Below are 18,213 nucleotides of genomic sequence, written 5' to 3'. Positions count from 1 at the left end.
GATCATCCCCCCAGCGCCGTCGCCGGATCGACCTTGAGAGCGAGCCGAACGCCGAGGCCGCTTGAAACGACACAAACAAGGATCACCACCGCCGCGAGCGCCAGCCCGTCCTCCGGCTGGAGCACGACGCGGCGGGGAAAGAAGTCCTTAATCGTGGTGATCAGAAGCGCTCCGAGAGCAAAGCCGAAGATTCCCATCGCGAGCGCCTGTTGCAGTATCAGGCCGATGATTGTTCGGTCCGATGCCCCGATGAGCTTAAGGGTGGCTATCTCCCGAAGCTTGTCCATGGTCATCGTGTAGAGAATCAATGCGATGATCACCGCGGAAACCATTAAGAGGATCGCCGTGAACAGTCCGATCTGTTTGCGTGCCCGCTCAACGACCGAACTTGTCAGGATGTGTTCCTGGCCGGCCTGCGTTGTGGCCGCCAGATGCTTCCACCGGCGCGCGCTTATCACCACGCTGTCCGCTGGCACGTTCGGCGAGACATGGGCGACGACAGCATTGATCGTGTCCGTGTTGCCGGGTGCCGTGCCCCGCGCAATCTCTCGGCGCGCCGCGGGCGGTGCCAGCTCGAACTGCAGTTCCTGGGAATCCCTCAGTGTGACGTAGACGACCGGGTCGCCACCGGAGGACACCTGCCCGTCGGTCAGGCCGACGACGGTGAAGGTGTCGCGGCCCAGCTGTATTCCTTCGCCGAGCGCCAGTCGCGCCCGCCTGTCGGCCACCATCTCGTAGCGGCTCCGGCCGATGGTGCGGCCGGAGACGATCTGGTCGGGCCCGCCCGGACGGCCGAGCTCGTAGCCGACCACATAAAACCGAAGCTTGTTTCCCTTGTGGGAGGTCTCGATCGACTGATAGGTCACGGCGCCCGCCGCCTCGACGCCCTGGAGGCGGGCAATCGCTTCGCGTGTGTCGCCGGGAATGCGCGAGGACTCGGCGAAAGGCCCGCGCGTACCCGACTCGACGACCCAGACATCGACGCCGGGTGTGCGGACCAGTGTCAGGGCATCTTCGACAAGCCCCCGATAGATGCCGATCATGGAAAGCACTACCCCCAGCAGCAGGCTGAGGCCGAAGCAGGTCAGCAGGAAGCGGCCGAGATTGTGACGGATGTCCCGGTAGGCCAGATTCATGGCGCGTCATGCTCCTCCGCCGTCGCCGTGCGGCCTTCCCGAAACCCCGGGCGCAGCGTGCGAACGATCTCTGCGCCATCCGGCAGGCCGCCGACGATCTCCAGCCGGGAATCAAGCGTCCGCTCCCCGAACGTCACATTGCGCTGCCGAAGCGCGCCGGCCTCGACCGTCCAGATCGACCCTTGGGCCCCGTCGAAGCCCTCGACCGCGGCTTCCGGGATCAGCAGAGGCTTCTCGAGTACGGCCGTTCGGATGAGGACCTCGGCCTGTTCGCCCAGATGAAAGCTCTCCGGGCAACGGTCACAGGCAATGTAGACACGGCGTTCTTCGCTGACGCGGTCGCTTTCGATGGCGATGCGCGTGACATGGCCTTTGAACGTGCGCCGGGGCTGTGAGCGCAGGCGGACTTTGGCGGGCTGACCCAGCCGGATGCCACCCGCACGCGCTTCGTCGACGTAGGCGAGGACCCATACGGTTTCCGGGGAGACCAGGGTGAATAGCGTTTCGCCAGCGGCGAGCACCGCTCCCAGCTCTTTGTGACGCTCCACGACGACTGCATCATAGGGCGCGATCAGGACATGCTGTTCCAGCAGGACTCGCTCAAGCCGATGTTGGGCCTTTGCGTCGTCAAGGGCGGCTTTCGCCACTTCGACATCGCTGAGCGCCACCGCGAGCTCGGCGGCGGCCACGTCTTCCTCCATCTGCGCTTCCTCGGCTACTTCGACTGAAACCGTCTGGCGGGCGACGAGTGCCTGCTTGCGTTTGTTCGCCTGCTGTTTCTGAGCAAGGATCGCGCGGGCTTTGCCCACGGCGGCCTCCGCCATACTCACCGCCGCTTCGGCATTGATCACACCGGCCCTGGCCTTGGCCACGCGCGCCTCCTGCTGGGCGCCATGCAGGCGCGCCAGGACATCGCCTTGCTTCACCCGGTCGCCATGATCGGCATTCAGTTCGACCAGCGCTGCCCCGACCTCAAAACCGATTCTGGAAAGGATTCGGGCCTCCATGGTGCCCAGGCCGAAAACCTCCACCGGCACATCTTCAACGGGTCTTGCCACTTCGACCGCGAGGGGGCGCAGGGTGATGAACCAATAGCCGGTCAGTCCCAAGGTGACGATCACGAGCAGTGGCAGGAAGTAGCGGACCATATGACGCTTCACGGCTGGCGGCCCCCGCACTTTTCGGCATTCTCCTTGACGAGCCCGCTCAGTTGGATATCGAGAAGGCGCGCGCCTTCGCCCGCCAGGTCGAAGCTGCGCCCGCTGATCGACCATCGCACAGCAAGCCCCTGGACCAGGGCGATGATGAGAAAAGCCACGTCTTCCGGATCGAGATCGCCGCGCAGCGCGCCTGCGTCTCTTGCGCGCGCGGCCAGGCCGGCAACCCTCCGGTGGAAGCGACCCAGGAGGCCGTGGAAGGCGCTGCGCAGACCCTTGTTCTTGGTGTGGAGCTCCCGCGAAAACAGGATGGCCGGGATCGCCGGCGTGGACTGAATCAGCCGCAGCTGCGCGGCGATCAGCGCGCGGATCTGGTCCAGGGGCGCGGCGTCCGCACTCCGGGCCTTCTGCCAGCGCGATTCCATCGTCGCGCCGACATGGGCGGCGACGGCCTCCCACAGGTCCTTCTTCGTGGGAAAATGCCGGAATATTCCGGGCTGGGTCAGGCCCACGGCCTGCGCGACGGCCTCGGTGGTCAGCCGCTCGGGTCCGAGCCTGTCGGCGAGGCGGAGGGCGGCGTCGATGATTTCGGCCTTGCGGGCTTCCGCAGTTTTCCGAACGCGCATGGGGATCCCTTAGTTAGTGATTACTCACTAGCTAGTAACTGCGGCGGCGGCTGTCAATGGGTGAGAGAGGTACGGGGGAAAGGACGGCGGCCCTTTGGTCGCCTTACATCTCTGGCGGGCCGGCCGCGGGGGCCGGCACCCGGAATGGCAGGTGAGAAAGGGGGCTAGCCCGCCAGGCCGGCGAGCGCCAGGCGCTGGGTCTCCAGCGCGCGCTCCCAGATCAGCTCCTTCCAGTCGTCGGCGTCCTGATAGAAGGCCTCGCGGATCTGCGCCTTGATGGCCTTGCCCTTGGCGCTTTCCGGGTCGCCGTGCAGGTGCAGCCAGTTGTCGGCGCGCAGGGCCAGCTTCACCTGCTCAGTCGGCAGGGTGCCGTACTCAAGGGCGACCGCGGTCAGCTCCGCGCCGGGCAGGGCCTCTTCCATGCCGATGACGTTGAAACCCCGGATCTCCGTCGCCGAGGAGGTGCCGAGCGCCGGGCAGGTGAAATCCTCGCCGTACCACTCGCGCACGCGCGCGAGAAGCGGCGAGTCCGGCGCCGTCGGGCAGATGCGCTCGCCGTGACCGCGCGGGCCGAGGCCGGTGTGGTAGTCGATGACCGCGACCCGCCCGGCCCGCGAGAGGTGGTGTCGGAAGATCCGCTTCAGCGTCAGGTGTGACCAGGTGGGCGCGGCGCCACCGAAGAAGATGCCGTCGGCGTGGCTGTACTGGCCGTTGGTGATGGCGGCCTGCAGGCCGGCCGGCCCGTGCTCCTCGGCATAGGCAGCCAGCACTTCGCGTGTCGCGGCGATGGTGGCGTCGTCCCAGGTCGCCGGGCAGAGCGCCTCGGCCAGCTCGTCGTAGCCGGGGTTGTCGGGCAGGTCCCCCGCGAAGTCCACGAAGTTGCGGTTCAGATCCACGTTATCCTCGGTGACACGACGCAACCAGGCGAAGCCGTGCGGGTTGATCGCGTGCACCGCCATGTAGGCGGTCTCCGCGTCCTGTTCGCCGGCCAGGCCGCTGTCGAACCAGCCCGTCTGCACGCCCGAGCCGCAGAAGCCCTCCACGCCGTGGGTGCCGGAGAGGGTGACGAGCACGTTTTTGGCGTCCTCCGGCCCCAGCCAGGCGACGTCGGTCGCCAGCTCTTCACCCTCCGGACCGCGCCCTGGGTGCGCATAGCTGGTGAGCCTGGCACCGGCATCCTCCGCGGCCACGACGAAGCGTCGCCGCGCTTCGGAATAGTCGGAAGAGAAATGGGCGGCACCTGTCATGCGGCGGTCTCCTTGTTGCATGAGCGGTCGTTGCGTGCAGGTCGAAAACGGCAGCGCCGCGCCAATTCGGGCGCCATCAAAGAATTGTGAAACCTGGGTTTATCGTCAGGGCTTTGGCTGAACAGGTGATTCCGTCATAATCCACAGAATGAAGCGCTTGCCAATCACAGCGATCGCAATTCTCGCCGCCTTCTGCGCCTGTCTGGCGTTGAGCGCGCCGGCGCGCGCCGACCAGAATGACGCACGCCTGGAGGCGCTCTTCGTGCGGTTGCTCGAAGCCCCGGGGCCGGGCGAGGCGCAGCTGGTGGAGGGGCTCATCTGGTCGATCTGGGTTCAGTCGGACGACGGCGCGGTGCAAGTCCTCATGCACGACGGGCTTGAGGCGATGCAGCAGGGCAACTACCCCCGCGCGCTCGGCAAGTTCGAGCAGATGGTGCTGATCGCCCCGGACTTCGCCGAGGGCTGGAACAAGCGGGCGACGGTGCACTACCTGCTCGGCAACTACGAGAAGTCCCTGGCCGACATCGACAAGACACTGGCGCTGGAACCGCGCCATTTCGGCGCCCTGGCCGGGCGCGGCCTGGTCTATGCCGAGTTGGAGGATGCGCCACGCGCGCTCAAGGCCTTCGAGGACGCCCTGGCGATCCACCCCAACCTGACCTCGGCGGCGATCAATGCGTCGCGCCTGCGCAAGCTGCTGCAGGACCGGGATATCTGAAGAGAAGCGCCTAGAGCGGCTCGTGCTCGGTGCCTTCCCCGGCTACTGTTCTACCCGGGCGATGCGCAGCATGTTGGTAGTGCCCGGCGTCTTGAAGGGCACGCCCGCGGTGATCACCAGGGTATCGCCCAGGTCGGCGAAGCCTTCGCGCACGGCCAGGCGGCAGGCCTTCTCCACCATCTCCTGGGTGTTGGAGACGTCCTCGGTATGGAGGCAGTGGGCACCCCACAGCACCGCCAGGCGGCGCGCGGTGCGGATCTCATTGGTGAAGACCATGATCGGCACGTCGGGGCGCTGGCGCGCGGCGCGCAGGGCGGTGGAGCCGGACATGGTGTAGTTGACGATGGCCGCGGTGGAGAGCGTCGAGGCGACCTGCGAGGCGGCGGCTGAGATGGCGTCGGCGCCGGTCGCCTCCGGCTCGCCCTCGCGCGAATGCAGCAGGCCACGGTAGGCGGGATCGGCCTCGGTCGAGGCGATGATGCGGTCCATGAAGGTGACGGCTTCTTTCGGATACTTGCCGGCGGCGGACTCGGCGGAAAGCATCACCGCGTCTGCGCCGTCGTAGACGGCGGTCGCCACGTCGGGGGCCTCGGCGCGGGTCGGGGCCGGGGCGGCGATCATGGACTCCAGCATCTGGGTCGCCACCACCACCGGCACGCCGGACAGGCGGCAGGCGTGAATGATCTGCTTCTGGCGGCTGGGGATGCTCTCCGGCGGCATCTCCACGCCCAGGTCGCCGCGCGCCACCATGATGGCGTCGGACAGCGCGATGAGCTGCGACAGGCAGTCCAGGGCGGCGGGTTTTTCGACCTTGGTCATGATCAGCGCGCGGTCGCCGATCAGCCGGCGCGCCTCGGTCAGGTCCTCCGGGCGCTGGATGAAGGACAGGGCGATCCAGTCGCAGCCCAGCTCCAGCGCGAACTCCAGGTCGGCGCGGTCCTTCTCGGTGATGGGGGAGATCGGCAGGATCACGCCCGGCAGGTTCACGCCCTTGTGGTCGCGCAAGGGACCACCGGTGATCACCTTAGTGTCGGCGTGGCCGGGCGCGCAGTCCAGCACCTCCAGCTGCAGCTTGCCGTCGTCGATCAGCAGCGAGGTGCCGGGCGAGATGGCGGCGAAGATCTCCGGATGCAGCAGCGGGGCGCGCTTGTCGTTGCCCGGCGTCTCGTCGAGGTCCAGGCGGAAGGGCTGGCCCGCCTTCAGCGTGACCTCGCCGCCTTCCATCTCGCCGATGCGCAGTTTCGGGCCCTGCATGTCGGCGAGGATGCCGATGGGGCGCTCCACCTCGGCTTCCACCTCGCGGATCGTCTCGTAACGCTCGCGGTGGTCGTCGTGGGTGCCGTGACTGAAGTTCAGGCGGAATACGTCGGCGCCGGCGCGAAACAGTTCGCGAATCTGCTCCTTGGAGGAACTGGCGGGGCCGAGCGTGGCTACAATCTTTGCTTTTCTTTGGCGTCGCATGGCGCGAAGTCTACCCAGGATTCGGTGTGAGCCTAGTCGAAAATTTATGACGCTTGGATGTCGGCTAGCTTTCGCCGGCTTCCGTGGTCACCAGGATGGCGCGGAAATCGTTCACGTTGGTGAGGGTCGGCCCGGTGACCACCAGGTCGTTGAGGGCTGAGAAGAAACCGTAGCCGTCGTTGTTCGCCAGCATGGCCTTGGCGTCGATCCCGCCGGCGGCGGCGCGGGCCAGGCAGCCGGGGCCGGTGACGGCGCCGGCGTTGTCCTCGCTGCCGTCGATGCCGTCGGTGTCGCAGGCCAGGGCGTAGATGCCCGGCGTTCCTTTGCCGGGCGCGCCTTCCAGGGCGACGGTGAGGGCCAGAAGGAACTCGGCATTGCGCCCGCCGCGCCCCTGGCCGCGCAGGGTGACGGTGGTCTCGCCCCCGGACAGAAGGACGCAAGGGGGCTCGGCCGGCTGGCCGAAGCGGGCGGCCTGGCGGGCGATGCCGGCCATGACCTGGGCCACCTCGCGGGCCTCTCCCTCGATGGAATCGCCCAGGATGACCGGCGTCACGCCTTCCTGCCGCGCCAGGGCGGCGGCGGCCTCCAGGGAGTCCTGCGGCCGCGCGATGAGATGGGTTTCGCAGTTGGCCAGGCGCGGGTCGCCTGGCTTGGGCGTCTCCTCGGCGCCGGCTTCCAGGTGCGCGCGCACTGCGGCGGGGGCGTCGATGCCGTACTTATCGAGGATCGCCAGGGCGTCGGCGAAACTGGTCGGGTCCGGCACCGTGGGGCCGGAGGCGATGACCGCCGGGTCGTCGCCCGGCACATCGGAGATCAGCAGGCTGACCACCTTGGCCGGGGCCGCGGCGGCGGCCAGCCGTCCGCCCTTGATGGCCGAGAGGTGCTTGCGCAGGCAGTTCATCTCGTCGATGGCCGCGCCGGAGCGCAAGAGCGCCTTGTTGACCGCCTGCTTTTCTTCCAGGGAGATGCCCTCGGCGGGCAGGGACAGCAGGGCCGAGCCGCCGCCGGAGATGAGGCAAAGCACCAGGTCGTCGGGGCCGAGGCCCTGGACCTTCTCCAGGATGCGCTTGGCGGCGTCGAGGCCGGCCTCGTCCGGCACCGGGTGGGCGGCCTCGACCACCTCGATCCTCTGGCAGGCCACGGCGTGGCCGTAGCGGGTCACCACCAGGCCTTCCAGGTCGCCGCTCCAATGGTCCTCGACCGCCCGGGCCATGGCGCCGGCGGCCTTGCCGGCGCCGACCACCAGGGTACGCCCCTTGGGGCGTGGCGGCAGGAAGCGCGGCACGGCCTGGGCCGGGTCAGCGGCGTTTAGGGCAGCATCGAATAGCCGGCGCAGAAATGCGCCGGGTTGCGGGTCTCCCATGCCTCAGCCGCGGGCCGCGGCCTGCGGCTGCGGAGCCGCTTGCTGGGATTCCTCTTCCTCTTTCTCTTCCTCGTAGCGCGACAGCACCGTGGTCAGGTGCTCGCGCATGGCCTCCTCGGCCGCGTCGCCGTCACCGCGCTGGATCGCCGCCCAGATCGCCCGGTGCTGCTCCATGAAGCGGCGGTCGTCGGCCGGGCTGGCGTAGAGGCTGTAGCGGTGGAAGGCGAACATCTGTTCCAGGATGTCGCCCAGGATCGACATGAGGTGCATGAAGACGGCCGAGTTGGACGCCTTGGCGATGGCCAGGTGGAAGTTCAGGTCGTCCTCGGCCTTGGCGCGCGAGGGACGGTCCGGGCTCATGATGATGGAGAAGCAGCGCTCGATCTCGGCCAGTTGTTCCGGCGTCGCCCGCTCGGCGGCGCGGCGCGCGGCCCAGACTTCCAGGTTGGCGCGCACCTCGGCGAGGTCGTGCAGGTTGTTGCGGTTGGAGCGCACCAGGCGGGCCAGCGCCGAGTCGAGCTGGTCGGCCGCCGCGGTGATGCGGGTGCCGCCGCCCTGGACGGCGGTGACGAAGCCCTGGGCCTTCAGCTGCTGCAGGGCGGCGCGCACGGATACGCGGCTGACGCCCATCATGTCGGCCAGCTGGCGCTCGCCCGGCAGGCGCTCGCCCGGGGCCAGCTCGCCGCTGGAGATCATGCGCAGCAGTTCGCTGGCGATACGATCGGCCACGCGTTCGCGCGGAATTTCCTGAAACCTACGATCCATGGCGTCCTGCACCGGCTCCTCGGTCCGAATTGGCCTCGGGGAGGGCTCCCCAAGGGCACAGCTTCCGGTTTCCTGCCGGCCTCCCTTCCAGTCTAGTGATTCTCTAGTGGTTTTTTGGTATGACCACTTTGAAACCTATTTAAGCGGCTTTCGGGGCGTCGCGTCAAGACGGCAATGGAATCGCTTTCCAAAATCGCGGGAATCGGCGGTTTCCGGCGGGGAGCGGCCGCCGGAAGTCAGCACTCTGCGGCGGGATCCTCGGCCACTGCCTGCGCCACGATCTGGGCCACCACCCGGGCCACCACCCGGGCGACGTCGGCGCAGAGCGGCTGGGGCAGGGCCGCCGCGGGCGCCCAGCAGGCCTCCAGGGCGTCGTCGCGGGCCTGGGGCTCGCCGGCCTGCCAGTCCAGGCGCAGGGCGACCATCAGGTGATGGTGGCCGCCCTCGATCAGGTCGATGGCCTCGAAAGGCCGCGGGTTGGCCCCCAGGACGCCGGTCTCTTCCCGCAGCTCGCGCCGGGCGGCGGCGGCCAGGGCCTCGCCCCACTCCACCTTGCCGCCGGGAAAGCCCCAGAGCCCGGCCTGGGGCGGGTTGGCGCGGCGGACCAGCAGGACCTGCGGTCCGGCGGGATGATCGCGGGTCACCACCGCCAGCACGGCAAGGCGCGGGGAGCGGCTGGGGGAGGGGCTGTCGGGGGCGTCCATTCCTGGTTCCATGGCGAAGGCGGGCGGGCCATGCTAAGAGCCTGACGGAGAACAGTCCAATCGGAGGCGTAAGGCGATCATGAAGGGGCGAGAGGCATGACGGTGGAATGGCAGGGAGTTTTCCCGGCAGCGACGACACAGTTCACCACCAGCGGCGACCTGGACCTGGAGGCGACCACGGCGCACCTGGAAATGCTGATCCGCGCCGGGGTGCACGGCCTGGTGATGCTCGGCACCGTGGGCGAGAACTGCTCCCTGGAGGCCGAGGAGAAGCGCGGCGTGGTGAAAGCGGCGGTCGAGACGGCGGCGGGGCGCGTGCCGGTGATCGCCGGGGTTGCCGAAACCACCACCGCTGGAGCGTGCAAATACGCCGCCGACATGGAGGCCCTGGGCGCTGATGGCCTAATGGTCCTACCAGCGATGGTCTACAAGTCCGACGCGCGCGAGACCCTGGCCCACTACCGTGCCGTGGCCCGCGCTTCGGCCCTGCCGGTCATGTGCTACAACAACCCCGTCGTCTACGGCGTCGACATCACGCCGGAGATGTTCGCCGAGCTGGCCGACGAGCCCACCGTCGTCGCCATCAAGGAATCCTCCGACGATCCGCGCCGCCTCACCGACATCGTCAACGCCTGCGGTGAGCGCTACGTGCTGTTCGGCGGCGTCGACGACCTGGTGATGGAATCGGTCATGCTGGGCGCGGTCGGCACCGTGGCCGGGCTGGTCAACGCCTTTCCGGAAGAGACCCTGAAACTCTGGGAGCTGGCGCGGGCCGGGCGCTACGCCGATGCGCTGGAACTCTATCGCTGGTTCACCCCGGTGCTGCACCTCGACTGCCATCCCAAGCTGGTGCAGTACATCAAGCTGGCCCAGGCCATGTGCGGCCACGGCACCGAGGACTGCCGCCCGCCGCGCCTGCCGCTGGTGGGCGAGGAACGTGAGCGCATCACCGGCCTGATCCAGGAAGCCCTCAACACGCGGCCCGCGCTGCCGGCCTAGAGCAACCCGCGTCCAGATGGACGCAGGCCAGTTGCTCTAACTTATTGAGGTAGAGCACTTTACTCTCGATCAGGTGATTCCACCTGATCGAGGAGTGATCTAGCGCGTTTCGATCAGCGGGCCGCTGAGGATCACAGGACCGGTCGGCGCGCCGCTGGGCGAGCCGCCCGGCGGCTCGACGGAGACGGCGAGGGTGTCGCCGGCCTCGACCGCGGTCTCCAGGGGGGTGAAGGGGTCGCGCGGGGCGATCACGCCCATCGACTGCGGGCTGCCGCCCGCCGGCACCCGCCAGAGTTCCAGGCTGCGGCCCGCCGGCGCCTCCACCTGAACGGACTGGATGGTGATGCGGCCTTCCTGCCGGTCATCGCCGTAGAAATCGACCTCGACCAGCAGCGCCGGTCCTCCTTCGCCTTCCGGCGTCACCAAAGCGACGTAGCTTTGCTGCGGCACTGCCGGCGGCACGACCTGTCCGAGTGGCCCAATGTAGATCATGGCAAAGACCACTGCCGCCAGGCCCGCGGCGATGCCGCTGCTGGCGATGGCGACGGCGCGCCAGCGCCGGGCGCGGCGCTCGGCGAGCCGGATGACCTTCGCTGCCTCCGCCTCGCCGTCCAGGGCCTGGCTGATTCGCTCGAACAACCCGGCGGGCGGCTCGGCCGGCGGCGCGGCGAGCGCCAGGGGCGCCAGCTTGTCGTCCCAGTCCCGGCGCGCAAGCCGCTCTTCCGCGCTTTCGCCGTCGCGCGGTTCGGTGCCGAGAGCTCTTTCGCCCGCGTCCAGGTCCGTGTCGAGGTTCTTGTCGTCCTGGTCGGCCATGCGCCGATCCTACTCCACTTCCGTTACTCTTCCAGGCAGCTTCGCAGGGCCGCCAACGCCCGGCGCAGCCAGGTCTTTATGGTGTTCGCCGGCGCCTCGAAGCGCGTGGCCAGTTCCTCGCGGGTCAGGCCCTCGCAGTAGGCGAGGATTACCGCCCGGCGCGGGGTCTCTTCCAGGCGCTCCAGGCATTGCAGCAGCGCGTTCAGGTCGGCCTGGTCGCCGCGCAGGCCCTCGGCCTCGTTCAGCAGCGCCTCCAGGGCGCCGTCCTCCATCGGCCGGTCGCCGCGTCCGCGCCTGCGCAGCAGGTCCAGCGCCCGGTTGCGCGTCACCCCGGCCATCCAGGCCAGGGCGGAGCCGCGCGCCGGATCGAAGTCTCCGGCGCTGCGCCAGATGCCGATGAAGGCTTCCTGGAAAGCCTCCTCGGCCAGACCCCTTTCCCTACAGATGCGCAGGGCGACGCCGAAAAGTTTCGCGGCGCAGAGGTCATAGAGCGCGCGGTAGGCTTCGCGGTCCTGGCGCGCCACGCGCAACAGGAGGGATTCCGGGCTCTCTGCCGTCGGACTCTCTGCGGTGTCGTCCGAGCCCATCCGGCCCCTTCAAAGATTTTTTTGACCCAGCGATGAAACTTTTCCCGGCCCGGCAGCGCAAGCCTGGGGAGAGCGGAATTCTCCGCGCTCCGACAAGAAAAGGATAACACCGATGAAGACTTTGACGAAACTGATCGGATCGAGCTTCCTGGCCGTCAGCCTGGCCGCCTGCGCCGCCAACGCCGAGACCGGCATGTCCAAGCAGCAGTCGGCCGCCGCTTCGGAGGACACCACCATGGTCGGCGGGGCGCCGATGTATCCTTCGAAGAACATCATCGAGAACGCGGTGAACTCCAAGGACCACGAGACCCTGGTCGCCGCGGTGAAGGCGGCGGGCCTGGTGGAGACGCTGCAGGGCGACGGCCCCTTCATGGTCTTCGCGCCGACAGACGAAGCCTTCGCCAAGCTGCCCGCCGGCACGGTGGACAACCTGCTGAAGCCGGAGAACAAGGCGCAGCTTCAGAAGGTGCTGACCTATCACGTGGTCCAGGCCAACGCGCTGAGCGACGCCATCAACAAGATGATCGCCGACGACAACGGCGCCCACCCGGTGCCGACGGTCGCCGGCGGCAAGCTGCTGGCCGAGAACGACTCCAAGGGCAACATCACCCTGACCGACGAGAACGGCCGCACGGCGACGGTGACCATCGCTGATGTGCGTCAGTCCAATGGCGTGATCCACGTCATCGATACCGTGCTGCTGCCGAAGTAAGCGGCAGGCGAGGGAGCTATGCAGAGCGGTGTGCCTCCGCCGCCCTGCGTGGCCTCTTCGCACGCCGGCGGGCCGCGGCTCCCGGACGCTGAATTCCAGGCCCGCACCAAACTCCCTGAGAACCACCACACCCTCATGGCGCGGGGCTTGAAGATAGGGGAGAGAGCCCCCACCCTGGCTGCTCACGCGCGACCGAACCAAATCTCCGCCAGGAAATGCGCCAGCTTATGCATTTGCAAAGTGCGCCGGGCCACTGTCCGCCTTCTGCAATCTGCCCGACACCAGTCCGCAAACTTGGCTACGTCTCCGAATTTCCAGGAGCGACAGTCACGAGAGCCGGTCCCGCAGAAGCGCTCATGCATGCCGATATATCGCTCTTAGGCTCGAGAGATCCTCTTGCCGGTAAAGCCATGCTGTTGGGTGCGGAAAGATCATCGGGAGGCGGCCAAGCACGTGCTGAGTCGATGCCCTGCTGGCACATGCATACTGATGGTCGCGATATAACATCGGCAGTTTCACGGGAAAGGGAGGTCTGCGGCTAGGGCATAAACGAACGCAATCAGGAGACTGGCCCCCATTACTGAAGCGGAAATCCGGACGCCTTTCCATGTCCGAACTCGGTCCAAGGAAACAGAGAACTGGAGTGCGATCACTACAATGGGCATCGCTACGATGACCGCTATTACAAAGAAGATGCCGAACCCTCGATGAAGTACGACCATTAGAAAGATCAGGATCAAGCTGAGGAGAATCGATGCGACAGCGCTGCCGAAGATCTCCAAGAGAGACCAGTAGCTTTGTCTTAGTCTCATCAATGAATGCTTGGACGCAGTTCCTCCGAGCGCAATAAGACATGCGAGGGTGGCCGTCCAAAGAAGGCCGACCAAAGGCACATGTGCCCAACCCAACTCCGCTTCCATTGAAATGCGCCTCACTGCTACAACTTCGGTCGGCATTGTACATGCTCTTGGCGCACGTACGATACAAAGAGGCACCGAACCAGGTGCGAGCCGTTCAGCAATCTTGGGGAAAATGAAGCAGCCGCGGTACGTCAGTGCCGCGGCTTGTTGTCGTGTCGCCTAGTCCGAAATGCGAATGCGGTGCCTATCCAAGACCTCGTCCGATGCGCTACGGTGGGCGACATCTGAGTCAAAACTATTGCTCCGGCGGTCGTACAACGAGCAACCCAGCCTCAATTGGTGGAGGGGCACCGCCACGGTGACCATCGCCGACGTGTGCCAGTCCAACGGCGTGATCCACGACATCCATACCGTGCTGCTGCCGAAGTAATCGGCAGGCGAGGGAGCTATGCAGGGCGGTGCGCCTCCGCCGCCCTGTATCCCTAATCATCCCCGCAGTCGCCGCGTTCGATCTGGATGGTGGAGTGCTCGATGCCGTAGCGCTCAGCCAGCACCTGCTTGATGCGATCCAGGGTCGCCTGGGCATCGGCGGTCTCGCCGACCCGGGCGTGCAGGGTGAGCAGCGGGCGCTCGGAGGTCAGCGACCAGGCGTGGATGTGATGCACGTCCTCCAGGGCGGGGATGTCCGCCAGCAGCGCCGCGCGGAGCTCCTGGGGCTCGATGCCGGCGGGCGTGCCCTCCAGCAGGATGTGCACCGACTCGCGGACCACCAGCCAGGCGCTGCGCAGCACCAGCAGGCCGACCAGGATGGAGAGGATCGGGTCGATGGGCATCCAGCCGGTCCAGAGGATGACCAGGGCGCCGAGGATGGCGGCGGCGGAGCCCAGCAGGTCGCCCAGGACATGGGCGGTGGCGCCGCGCAGGTTGAGGTTGTGCCGGTCGCCGCCGTGCAGGATGACGAAGGCGATGATGTTCACCACCAGGCCCAATGCGGCGACGACCAGCATGAGGCCGCCTTCGACCGGCACCGGGGTCATCAGGCGCTGGACGGCCTCGACGAAGATCCACAGCACGATGGCCACCAGCACCGCGCCGTTGGTGAAGGCGGCCAGCACCTGGCCGCGGCCGTAGCCGTAGGAGCGCCGCGGGTCGGCCGGGCGCCGGGCGACGCGGAAGGCGATCCAGGCCAGCGCCAGGCTGGCGGCGTCGGTCAGCATGTGCGCGGCGTCGGCCAGCAGCGCCAGGGAGCCGGAAATCAGCCCGCCGGCCACCTCCGCGCCCATGAAACCGGCGGTGAGGACGAAGGCCCAGAGCACCCGCTTCTCGCTGTCGGCGCCTGCGCCGTGCACATGGGCGTGTCCGTGCCCGTGCCCGTGCTGATGCCCATGGTGCGAATGCTCCATGCGGCCTCAGACGACCTGGAAGCCGTGCGCGTAGGGATCGCGCGGGTCGATGGTGATGGTGTTGAGGCCCGTCATACGCGCCCAGCCCTCGATCGAGGGGACGATGCCCCTATGGTTGCCGACCTCGGTCTCCGCCTCGACCCGGCCGGTGAAGAGACTGCCGATGATGCTCTCGTGCACGAACTTGTCGCCGGTCTTGAGGCGCCCCTTGGCGTGGAGCTGGGCCATGCGCGCCGAGGTGCCGGTGCCGCAGGGGCTGCGGTCGATGGCCTTGTCGCCGTAGAACACGGCGTTGCGCGCGTCGGCCCCCCCTTCTTCTGGCGGCTTCGTCGGCTTGCCGGTCCAGAGAATGTGGCTGACGCCGCGGATCGTCGGGTTCTCCGGATGGGCGATCTCCACCGCGTCGTTGAGGGCCGCGCGCAGCAGCGGCGAAAGCCGTTGGATGTCGCCGGGCGTCAGATCGGCCATGTCGTTGTAGTTCTGCTGCGGCTCGACGATGGCGTAGAAGTTGCCGCCGTAGGCGATGTCGACGGTGAGGTGGCCCAGTTCCGGGCAGTCGACGCTGACGCCCTCGGCGGCCAGGTAGGAGCCGACGTTGGTCAGCCGCACCGAGTCGACGTAGCCGTCCTTCAGGGCATAGCGCGCCTCGACCGGGCCGGCGGGGGTCTCCAGGCGCAGCACGCCGGGTTCGCGCGGCTGCACCAGGCCGCGCTCGATGGCGAAGGTCACGGTGCCGATGGTGCCGTGGCCGCACATGGGCAGGCAGCCGGAGGTCTCGATGTAGAGCACGGCGACGTCGCAGTCGGCGCGGTTCGGCGGGTAGAGGATCGAGCCCGACATCATGTCGTGGCCGCGCGGCTCGTACATCAGACCGGTGCGGATCCAGTCGTAGCGGGCGAGGAAGTCCTGGCGCTTCTCGCTCATGGTGGCGCCGTTCAGGGCGGGGCCGCCGGCGGCCACCAGGCGCACGGGGTTGCCGCAGGTGTGGCCGTCGATGCAGAAGAAGGTATTGGGGCGAATCGCGCCCTCTGCCGCGCTGGCGTCGTTCATGCCCGGCAGTATCGGGGCCGCTTCCCGTCTTGACAATGGGGCCCTGAGGCGGGGGCTTCGAGGGGCCGCCTGAGCCTGGCGCGGGGCAGGGGCCCGCTTGGAGGGCTTTTCCTGGCCGGGGCGCGGCGGCTATAGTCGGCGCCTTATGTCGGCGCTTGATATGCATAGCGACAATCCCGAAGAGGCGCAGGAATCCGGGCTTCTGGCCCCGGACGAGCCGCGCCCCTTCGACATCGTCAACCCCGGCGGCAAGGCCCCGGTGCTGCTGATCTGCGACCATGCGACGCGCTTCATCCCGCGGGCGCTGAAGTCGCTGGGCCTGGACGAGGCGCAGCTCACCCGCCATATCGCCTGGGACATCGGCATCGCCGAGGTGACCCGCCACATGGCCCGGCGCCTCGATGCCCCGGCGATGCTCAGTCACTTTTCCCGCCTCATCGTCGATCCCAACCGGCTGCTGGACAACCCGACCCTGATCCCGGAGATCAGCGACGGCACGGTGGTGCCGGGCAACCGCGACCTGGACGAGGGCCAGCGCCAGGCGCGCATCGACACCTTCTTCCGTCCCTACCACGCGGCGGTGACGGCGCAGATCGACGCCATGATGGCGGGCGCCCGGGGCGAGGGGCGGGCGCCGGTGCTGGTTTCCATGCACTCCTTCACGCCGATCATGCACGGCCTGCAGCGCCCCTGGGAGATCGGCATCCTGTGGAACCGGGACCCGCGCCTGCCGCAGCCGCTGATGGACCGGCTGCGCGCCGAAGGGCTGACCGTGGGCGACAACGAGCCCTATTCCGGCGCCGATGGCCACGGCTACACCCAGCACATTCACGGCGATCGGCGCGGCCTCGCCAACGTGCTGATCGAGGTGCGCCAGGACCTCGTCGACACCCAGCAGGGCGCCGCCGAGTGGGCCGAGCGCCTGGCCGCCGCCCTGGAAGCGGTGCTGGGCGACCCGGCGCTGTACCGCGTCGAACACCATTGAGCGGCGGCTAAAGGGGAGCGCCTATGATACAGCGGTCTGGGGAAAAGCGGACATGACCGGCAGCGTCCTGCGGCCGGAGCCGTCCTTCACCGTCGGCATGGAGGAGGAATACCTCCTGGTCGACCGGGTGACCCGCGATCTGGTGGTCGAGGCGCCCGACAGCCTGATGACCCGCTGCGAGCAGGAGCTGGGCGAGCACGTCAGCCCGGAGTTCCTGCAGTCGCAGATCGAGGTCGGCACCAGCAAGTGCGAGACCGTCGGCCAGGCGGCCGAGGAGCTGGCGCAGATGCGCCGCATCATCGCCAAGGTGGCCGGGGACTACGGCCTGGCGCCCATCGCCGCCTCGACCCATCCCTTCGCCCAGTGGGACGCGCAGAAGCACACCCGCAAGGAGCGTTACGACGGCCTGGCCCGCGACATGCAGGCGGTGGTGCGGCGCCTGCTCATCTGCGGCATGCACGTGCACGTCGGCCTGGACGACGACGAGCTGCGCATCGACCTGATGCAGCAGGCCAGCTATTTCCTGCCGCACCTGCTGGCGCTGTCCACTTCCTCGCCCTTCTGGCGCGGCGAGGTGACGGGCCTCAAGTGCTACCGCCTCTCGGTGTTCCACGAGCTGCCGCGCACCGGCCTGCCCGAGACCTTCGACAGCTTCGGCGAGTACCAGCGCCACCTGGACGTCATGGTGCACGCCGGCCTGCTGGAGGACGGCACCAAGATCTGGTGGGACCTCAGGCCCTCGGCGCGCTTTCCGACCCTGGAAATGCGCATCGCCGACATCTGCACCGACGTGGCCGACGGCGCCACCATCGCCGCCGTCTATGTCAGCCTGATGCGCATGCTCTACGTGCTGAAGCGCAACAACCAGCGTTGGCGCAAGTACTCCAACATGCTGATCGAGGAAAACCGCTGGCGCGCGCAGCGCTACGGCATCGACGAGGGCCTGGTGGACTTCGGACGCGGTGAGATCGTGCCCTATGGGGATCTTCTGGAGGAGATCATCGAATTGACCTCGGAGCACGCCGCCGCGCTGGACTGCCTGAAGGAGCTGGAGCACGCGCGCGAGATCCTGCGCCGCGGCACCTCGGCCCACCGCCAGCTCGCGATCTTCAACGAGGCCTGCTACGAGGGCGCCGACAAGCACGAGGCGCTGAAGCAGGTGGTGGATTTCCTCATCGAGCAGACCGTGGCCTAGCCCCCCGGCGGCCCCTCGGCGTGGCCCTGGAAAATTCGCCGCCGGCGCCCCAGATTCCCTGAAAGGAGTCGGAGCGCCCGGCCAAGAAGGAGAGACGGACCCGATGGACGACAAGACCCGCACAGAACTGGAGGCCGCGGCCTTCCGCACCCTGGTCGAGCACCTGCGCCAGCGCACAGACGTGCAGAACATCGACCTGATGAATCTCGCCGGTTTCTGCCGCAACTGCCTCAGCAAGTGGTACCTGGCGGCCGCCGAGGACAAGGGCCTGGAAATGGACTATGCCGCCGCCCGCGAGCTGATCTACGGCATGCCCTACGAGGAGTGGAAGGAAAAGTACCAGACCGAGGCCACGGCCGAGCAGAAGGCCGCCTTCGCCGAAAGCCACAAGGACCACGGCTGAAGGCGGGTTATCCCCGTTTTGCACCCTCT

At 67.8% G+C, this 18,213-nt stretch carries 19 protein-coding genes; 7 read left to right on the top strand and 12 right to left on the bottom strand.

Annotated features, from left to right (window positions below; translation table 11 throughout):
• Positions 1 to 2: 2 nt before the first annotated feature.
• From H7X47_RS19040 to H7X47_RS19025, 4 genes are all read right to left on the bottom strand, one after another.
• Positions 3 to 1,136 (bottom strand): ABC transporter permease, encoded by a 1,134-nt coding sequence (locus H7X47_RS19040; RefSeq protein ID WP_193370314.1) that lies wholly within the window; start codon positions 1,134 to 1,136, stop codon positions 3 to 5.
• Positions 1,133 to 2,284 (bottom strand): efflux RND transporter periplasmic adaptor subunit, encoded by a 1,152-nt coding sequence (locus H7X47_RS19035; RefSeq protein WP_193370313.1) that lies wholly within the window; start codon positions 2,282 to 2,284, stop codon positions 1,133 to 1,135. The genes H7X47_RS19040 and H7X47_RS19035 overlap by 4 nt, the downstream gene beginning before the upstream one ends.
• Positions 2,285 to 2,292: 8 nt before the next feature.
• Complete coding sequence (locus tag H7X47_RS19030; RefSeq protein ID WP_193370312.1) at positions 2,293 to 2,919, bottom strand: TetR/AcrR family transcriptional regulator; 627 nt, start codon at positions 2,917 to 2,919, stop codon at positions 2,293 to 2,295.
• Positions 2,920 to 3,083: 164 nt separating this feature from the next.
• On the bottom strand, positions 3,084 to 4,166 hold the full coding sequence (locus H7X47_RS19025) for a M14 family metallopeptidase (RefSeq protein WP_193370311.1): 1,083 nt from the start codon (positions 4,164 to 4,166) through the stop codon (positions 3,084 to 3,086).
• Between the two features lie 157 nt (positions 4,167 to 4,323).
• Between H7X47_RS19025 and H7X47_RS19020 the strand changes: the two genes are divergently transcribed.
• Positions 4,324 to 4,884: a tetratricopeptide repeat protein gene (locus tag H7X47_RS19020; RefSeq protein WP_193370310.1), complete on the top strand. Its 561-nt coding sequence runs from the start codon at positions 4,324 to 4,326 to the stop codon at positions 4,882 to 4,884.
• Positions 4,885 to 4,926: 42 nt separating this feature from the next.
• On the opposite strand, the gene pyk is transcribed toward H7X47_RS19020, so the two are convergent.
• The 4 genes from pyk to H7X47_RS19000 form a co-directional block, all read right to left on the bottom strand.
• Positions 4,927 to 6,345 (bottom strand): pyruvate kinase, encoded by a 1,419-nt coding sequence (gene pyk / locus H7X47_RS19015; RefSeq protein WP_193370309.1) that lies wholly within the window; start codon positions 6,343 to 6,345, stop codon positions 4,927 to 4,929.
• A gap of 64 nt (positions 6,346 to 6,409) precedes the next feature.
• On the bottom strand, positions 6,410 to 7,708 hold the full coding sequence (locus H7X47_RS19010; RefSeq protein WP_193370308.1) for a glycerate kinase type-2 family protein: 1,299 nt from the start codon (positions 7,706 to 7,708) through the stop codon (positions 6,410 to 6,412).
• A 3-nt stretch (positions 7,709 to 7,711) separates the two neighbouring features.
• A complete protein-coding gene (locus H7X47_RS19005) occupies positions 7,712 to 8,473 on the bottom strand; it encodes a FadR/GntR family transcriptional regulator (RefSeq protein ID WP_193370307.1) in 762 nt (253 codons plus the stop codon).
• Between the two features lie 236 nt (positions 8,474 to 8,709).
• On the bottom strand, positions 8,710 to 9,177 hold the full coding sequence (locus H7X47_RS19000) for an NUDIX domain-containing protein (RefSeq protein WP_193370306.1): 468 nt from the start codon (positions 9,175 to 9,177) through the stop codon (positions 8,710 to 8,712).
• A 96-nt stretch (positions 9,178 to 9,273) separates the two neighbouring features.
• Here H7X47_RS19000 and H7X47_RS18995 point away from each other — a divergent pair, with 96 nt between their 5' ends.
• Positions 9,274 to 10,176, top strand: a complete 903-nt coding sequence (locus H7X47_RS18995; RefSeq protein ID WP_193370305.1) for a dihydrodipicolinate synthase family protein — start codon at positions 9,274 to 9,276, stop codon at positions 10,174 to 10,176.
• Between the two features lie 99 nt (positions 10,177 to 10,275).
• Here H7X47_RS18995 and H7X47_RS18990 read toward each other — a convergent pair whose 3' ends face one another.
• Both H7X47_RS18990 and H7X47_RS18985 read right to left on the bottom strand, forming a co-directional pair.
• Positions 10,276 to 10,989, bottom strand: a complete 714-nt coding sequence (locus H7X47_RS18990; RefSeq protein WP_193370304.1) for an anti-sigma factor — start codon at positions 10,987 to 10,989, stop codon at positions 10,276 to 10,278.
• 23 nt (positions 10,990 to 11,012) lie between these two features.
• Positions 11,013 to 11,576, bottom strand: a complete 564-nt coding sequence (locus H7X47_RS18985) for a sigma-70 family RNA polymerase sigma factor (protein WP_193370303.1) — start codon at positions 11,574 to 11,576, stop codon at positions 11,013 to 11,015.
• A gap of 112 nt (positions 11,577 to 11,688) precedes the next feature.
• On the opposite strand from H7X47_RS18985, the gene H7X47_RS18980 reads away from it, so the two are divergent.
• Both H7X47_RS18980 and H7X47_RS26470 read left to right on the top strand, forming a co-directional pair.
• Positions 11,689 to 12,288: a fasciclin domain-containing protein gene (locus tag H7X47_RS18980; RefSeq protein WP_193370302.1), complete on the top strand. Its 600-nt coding sequence runs from the start codon at positions 11,689 to 11,691 to the stop codon at positions 12,286 to 12,288.
• A 1,089-nt stretch (positions 12,289 to 13,377) separates the two neighbouring features.
• Positions 13,378 to 13,578, top strand: coding sequence for a fasciclin domain-containing protein (locus tag H7X47_RS26470; RefSeq protein ID WP_367575732.1), 201 nt, complete (start codon positions 13,378 to 13,380; stop codon positions 13,576 to 13,578).
• Positions 13,579 to 13,630: 52 nt separating this feature from the next.
• On the opposite strand, the gene H7X47_RS18970 is transcribed toward H7X47_RS26470, so the two are convergent.
• Both H7X47_RS18970 and H7X47_RS18965 read right to left on the bottom strand, forming a co-directional pair.
• Positions 13,631 to 14,551, bottom strand: coding sequence for a cation diffusion facilitator family transporter (locus tag H7X47_RS18970; RefSeq protein ID WP_193370301.1), 921 nt, complete (start codon positions 14,549 to 14,551; stop codon positions 13,631 to 13,633).
• Positions 14,552 to 14,557: 6 nt separating this feature from the next.
• Entirely contained in the window at positions 14,558 to 15,601 is a 1,044-nt protein-coding gene (locus H7X47_RS18965; RefSeq protein WP_227010611.1) for a 4-hydroxyproline epimerase, read from the bottom strand.
• 160 nt (positions 15,602 to 15,761) lie between these two features.
• Between H7X47_RS18965 and H7X47_RS18960 the strand changes: the two genes are divergently transcribed.
• From H7X47_RS18960 to H7X47_RS18950, 3 genes are all read left to right on the top strand, one after another.
• The gene (locus H7X47_RS18960) at positions 15,762 to 16,586 is read left to right on the top strand and encodes an N-formylglutamate amidohydrolase (RefSeq protein ID WP_193370300.1); all 825 of its coding nucleotides are present in this window, start codon (positions 15,762 to 15,764) and stop codon (positions 16,584 to 16,586) included.
• Between the two features lie 52 nt (positions 16,587 to 16,638).
• A complete protein-coding gene (locus H7X47_RS18955; RefSeq protein ID WP_193370299.1) occupies positions 16,639 to 17,781 on the top strand; it encodes a carboxylate-amine ligase in 1,143 nt (380 codons plus the stop codon).
• Positions 17,782 to 17,884: 103 nt separating this feature from the next.
• On the top strand, positions 17,885 to 18,184 hold the full coding sequence (locus H7X47_RS18950; protein ID WP_193370298.1) for a DUF1244 domain-containing protein: 300 nt from the start codon (positions 17,885 to 17,887) through the stop codon (positions 18,182 to 18,184).
• Positions 18,185 to 18,213 lie beyond the last annotated feature (29 nt).

This window comes from Pelagibius marinus (assembly GCF_014925385.1).
GTDB lineage: Bacteria > Pseudomonadota > Alphaproteobacteria > Kiloniellales > Kiloniellaceae > Pelagibius > Pelagibius marinus.
The sequence above is the reverse complement of the archived record's forward strand: the minus strand, read 5'-3'. Positions and strand labels throughout refer to the sequence as shown.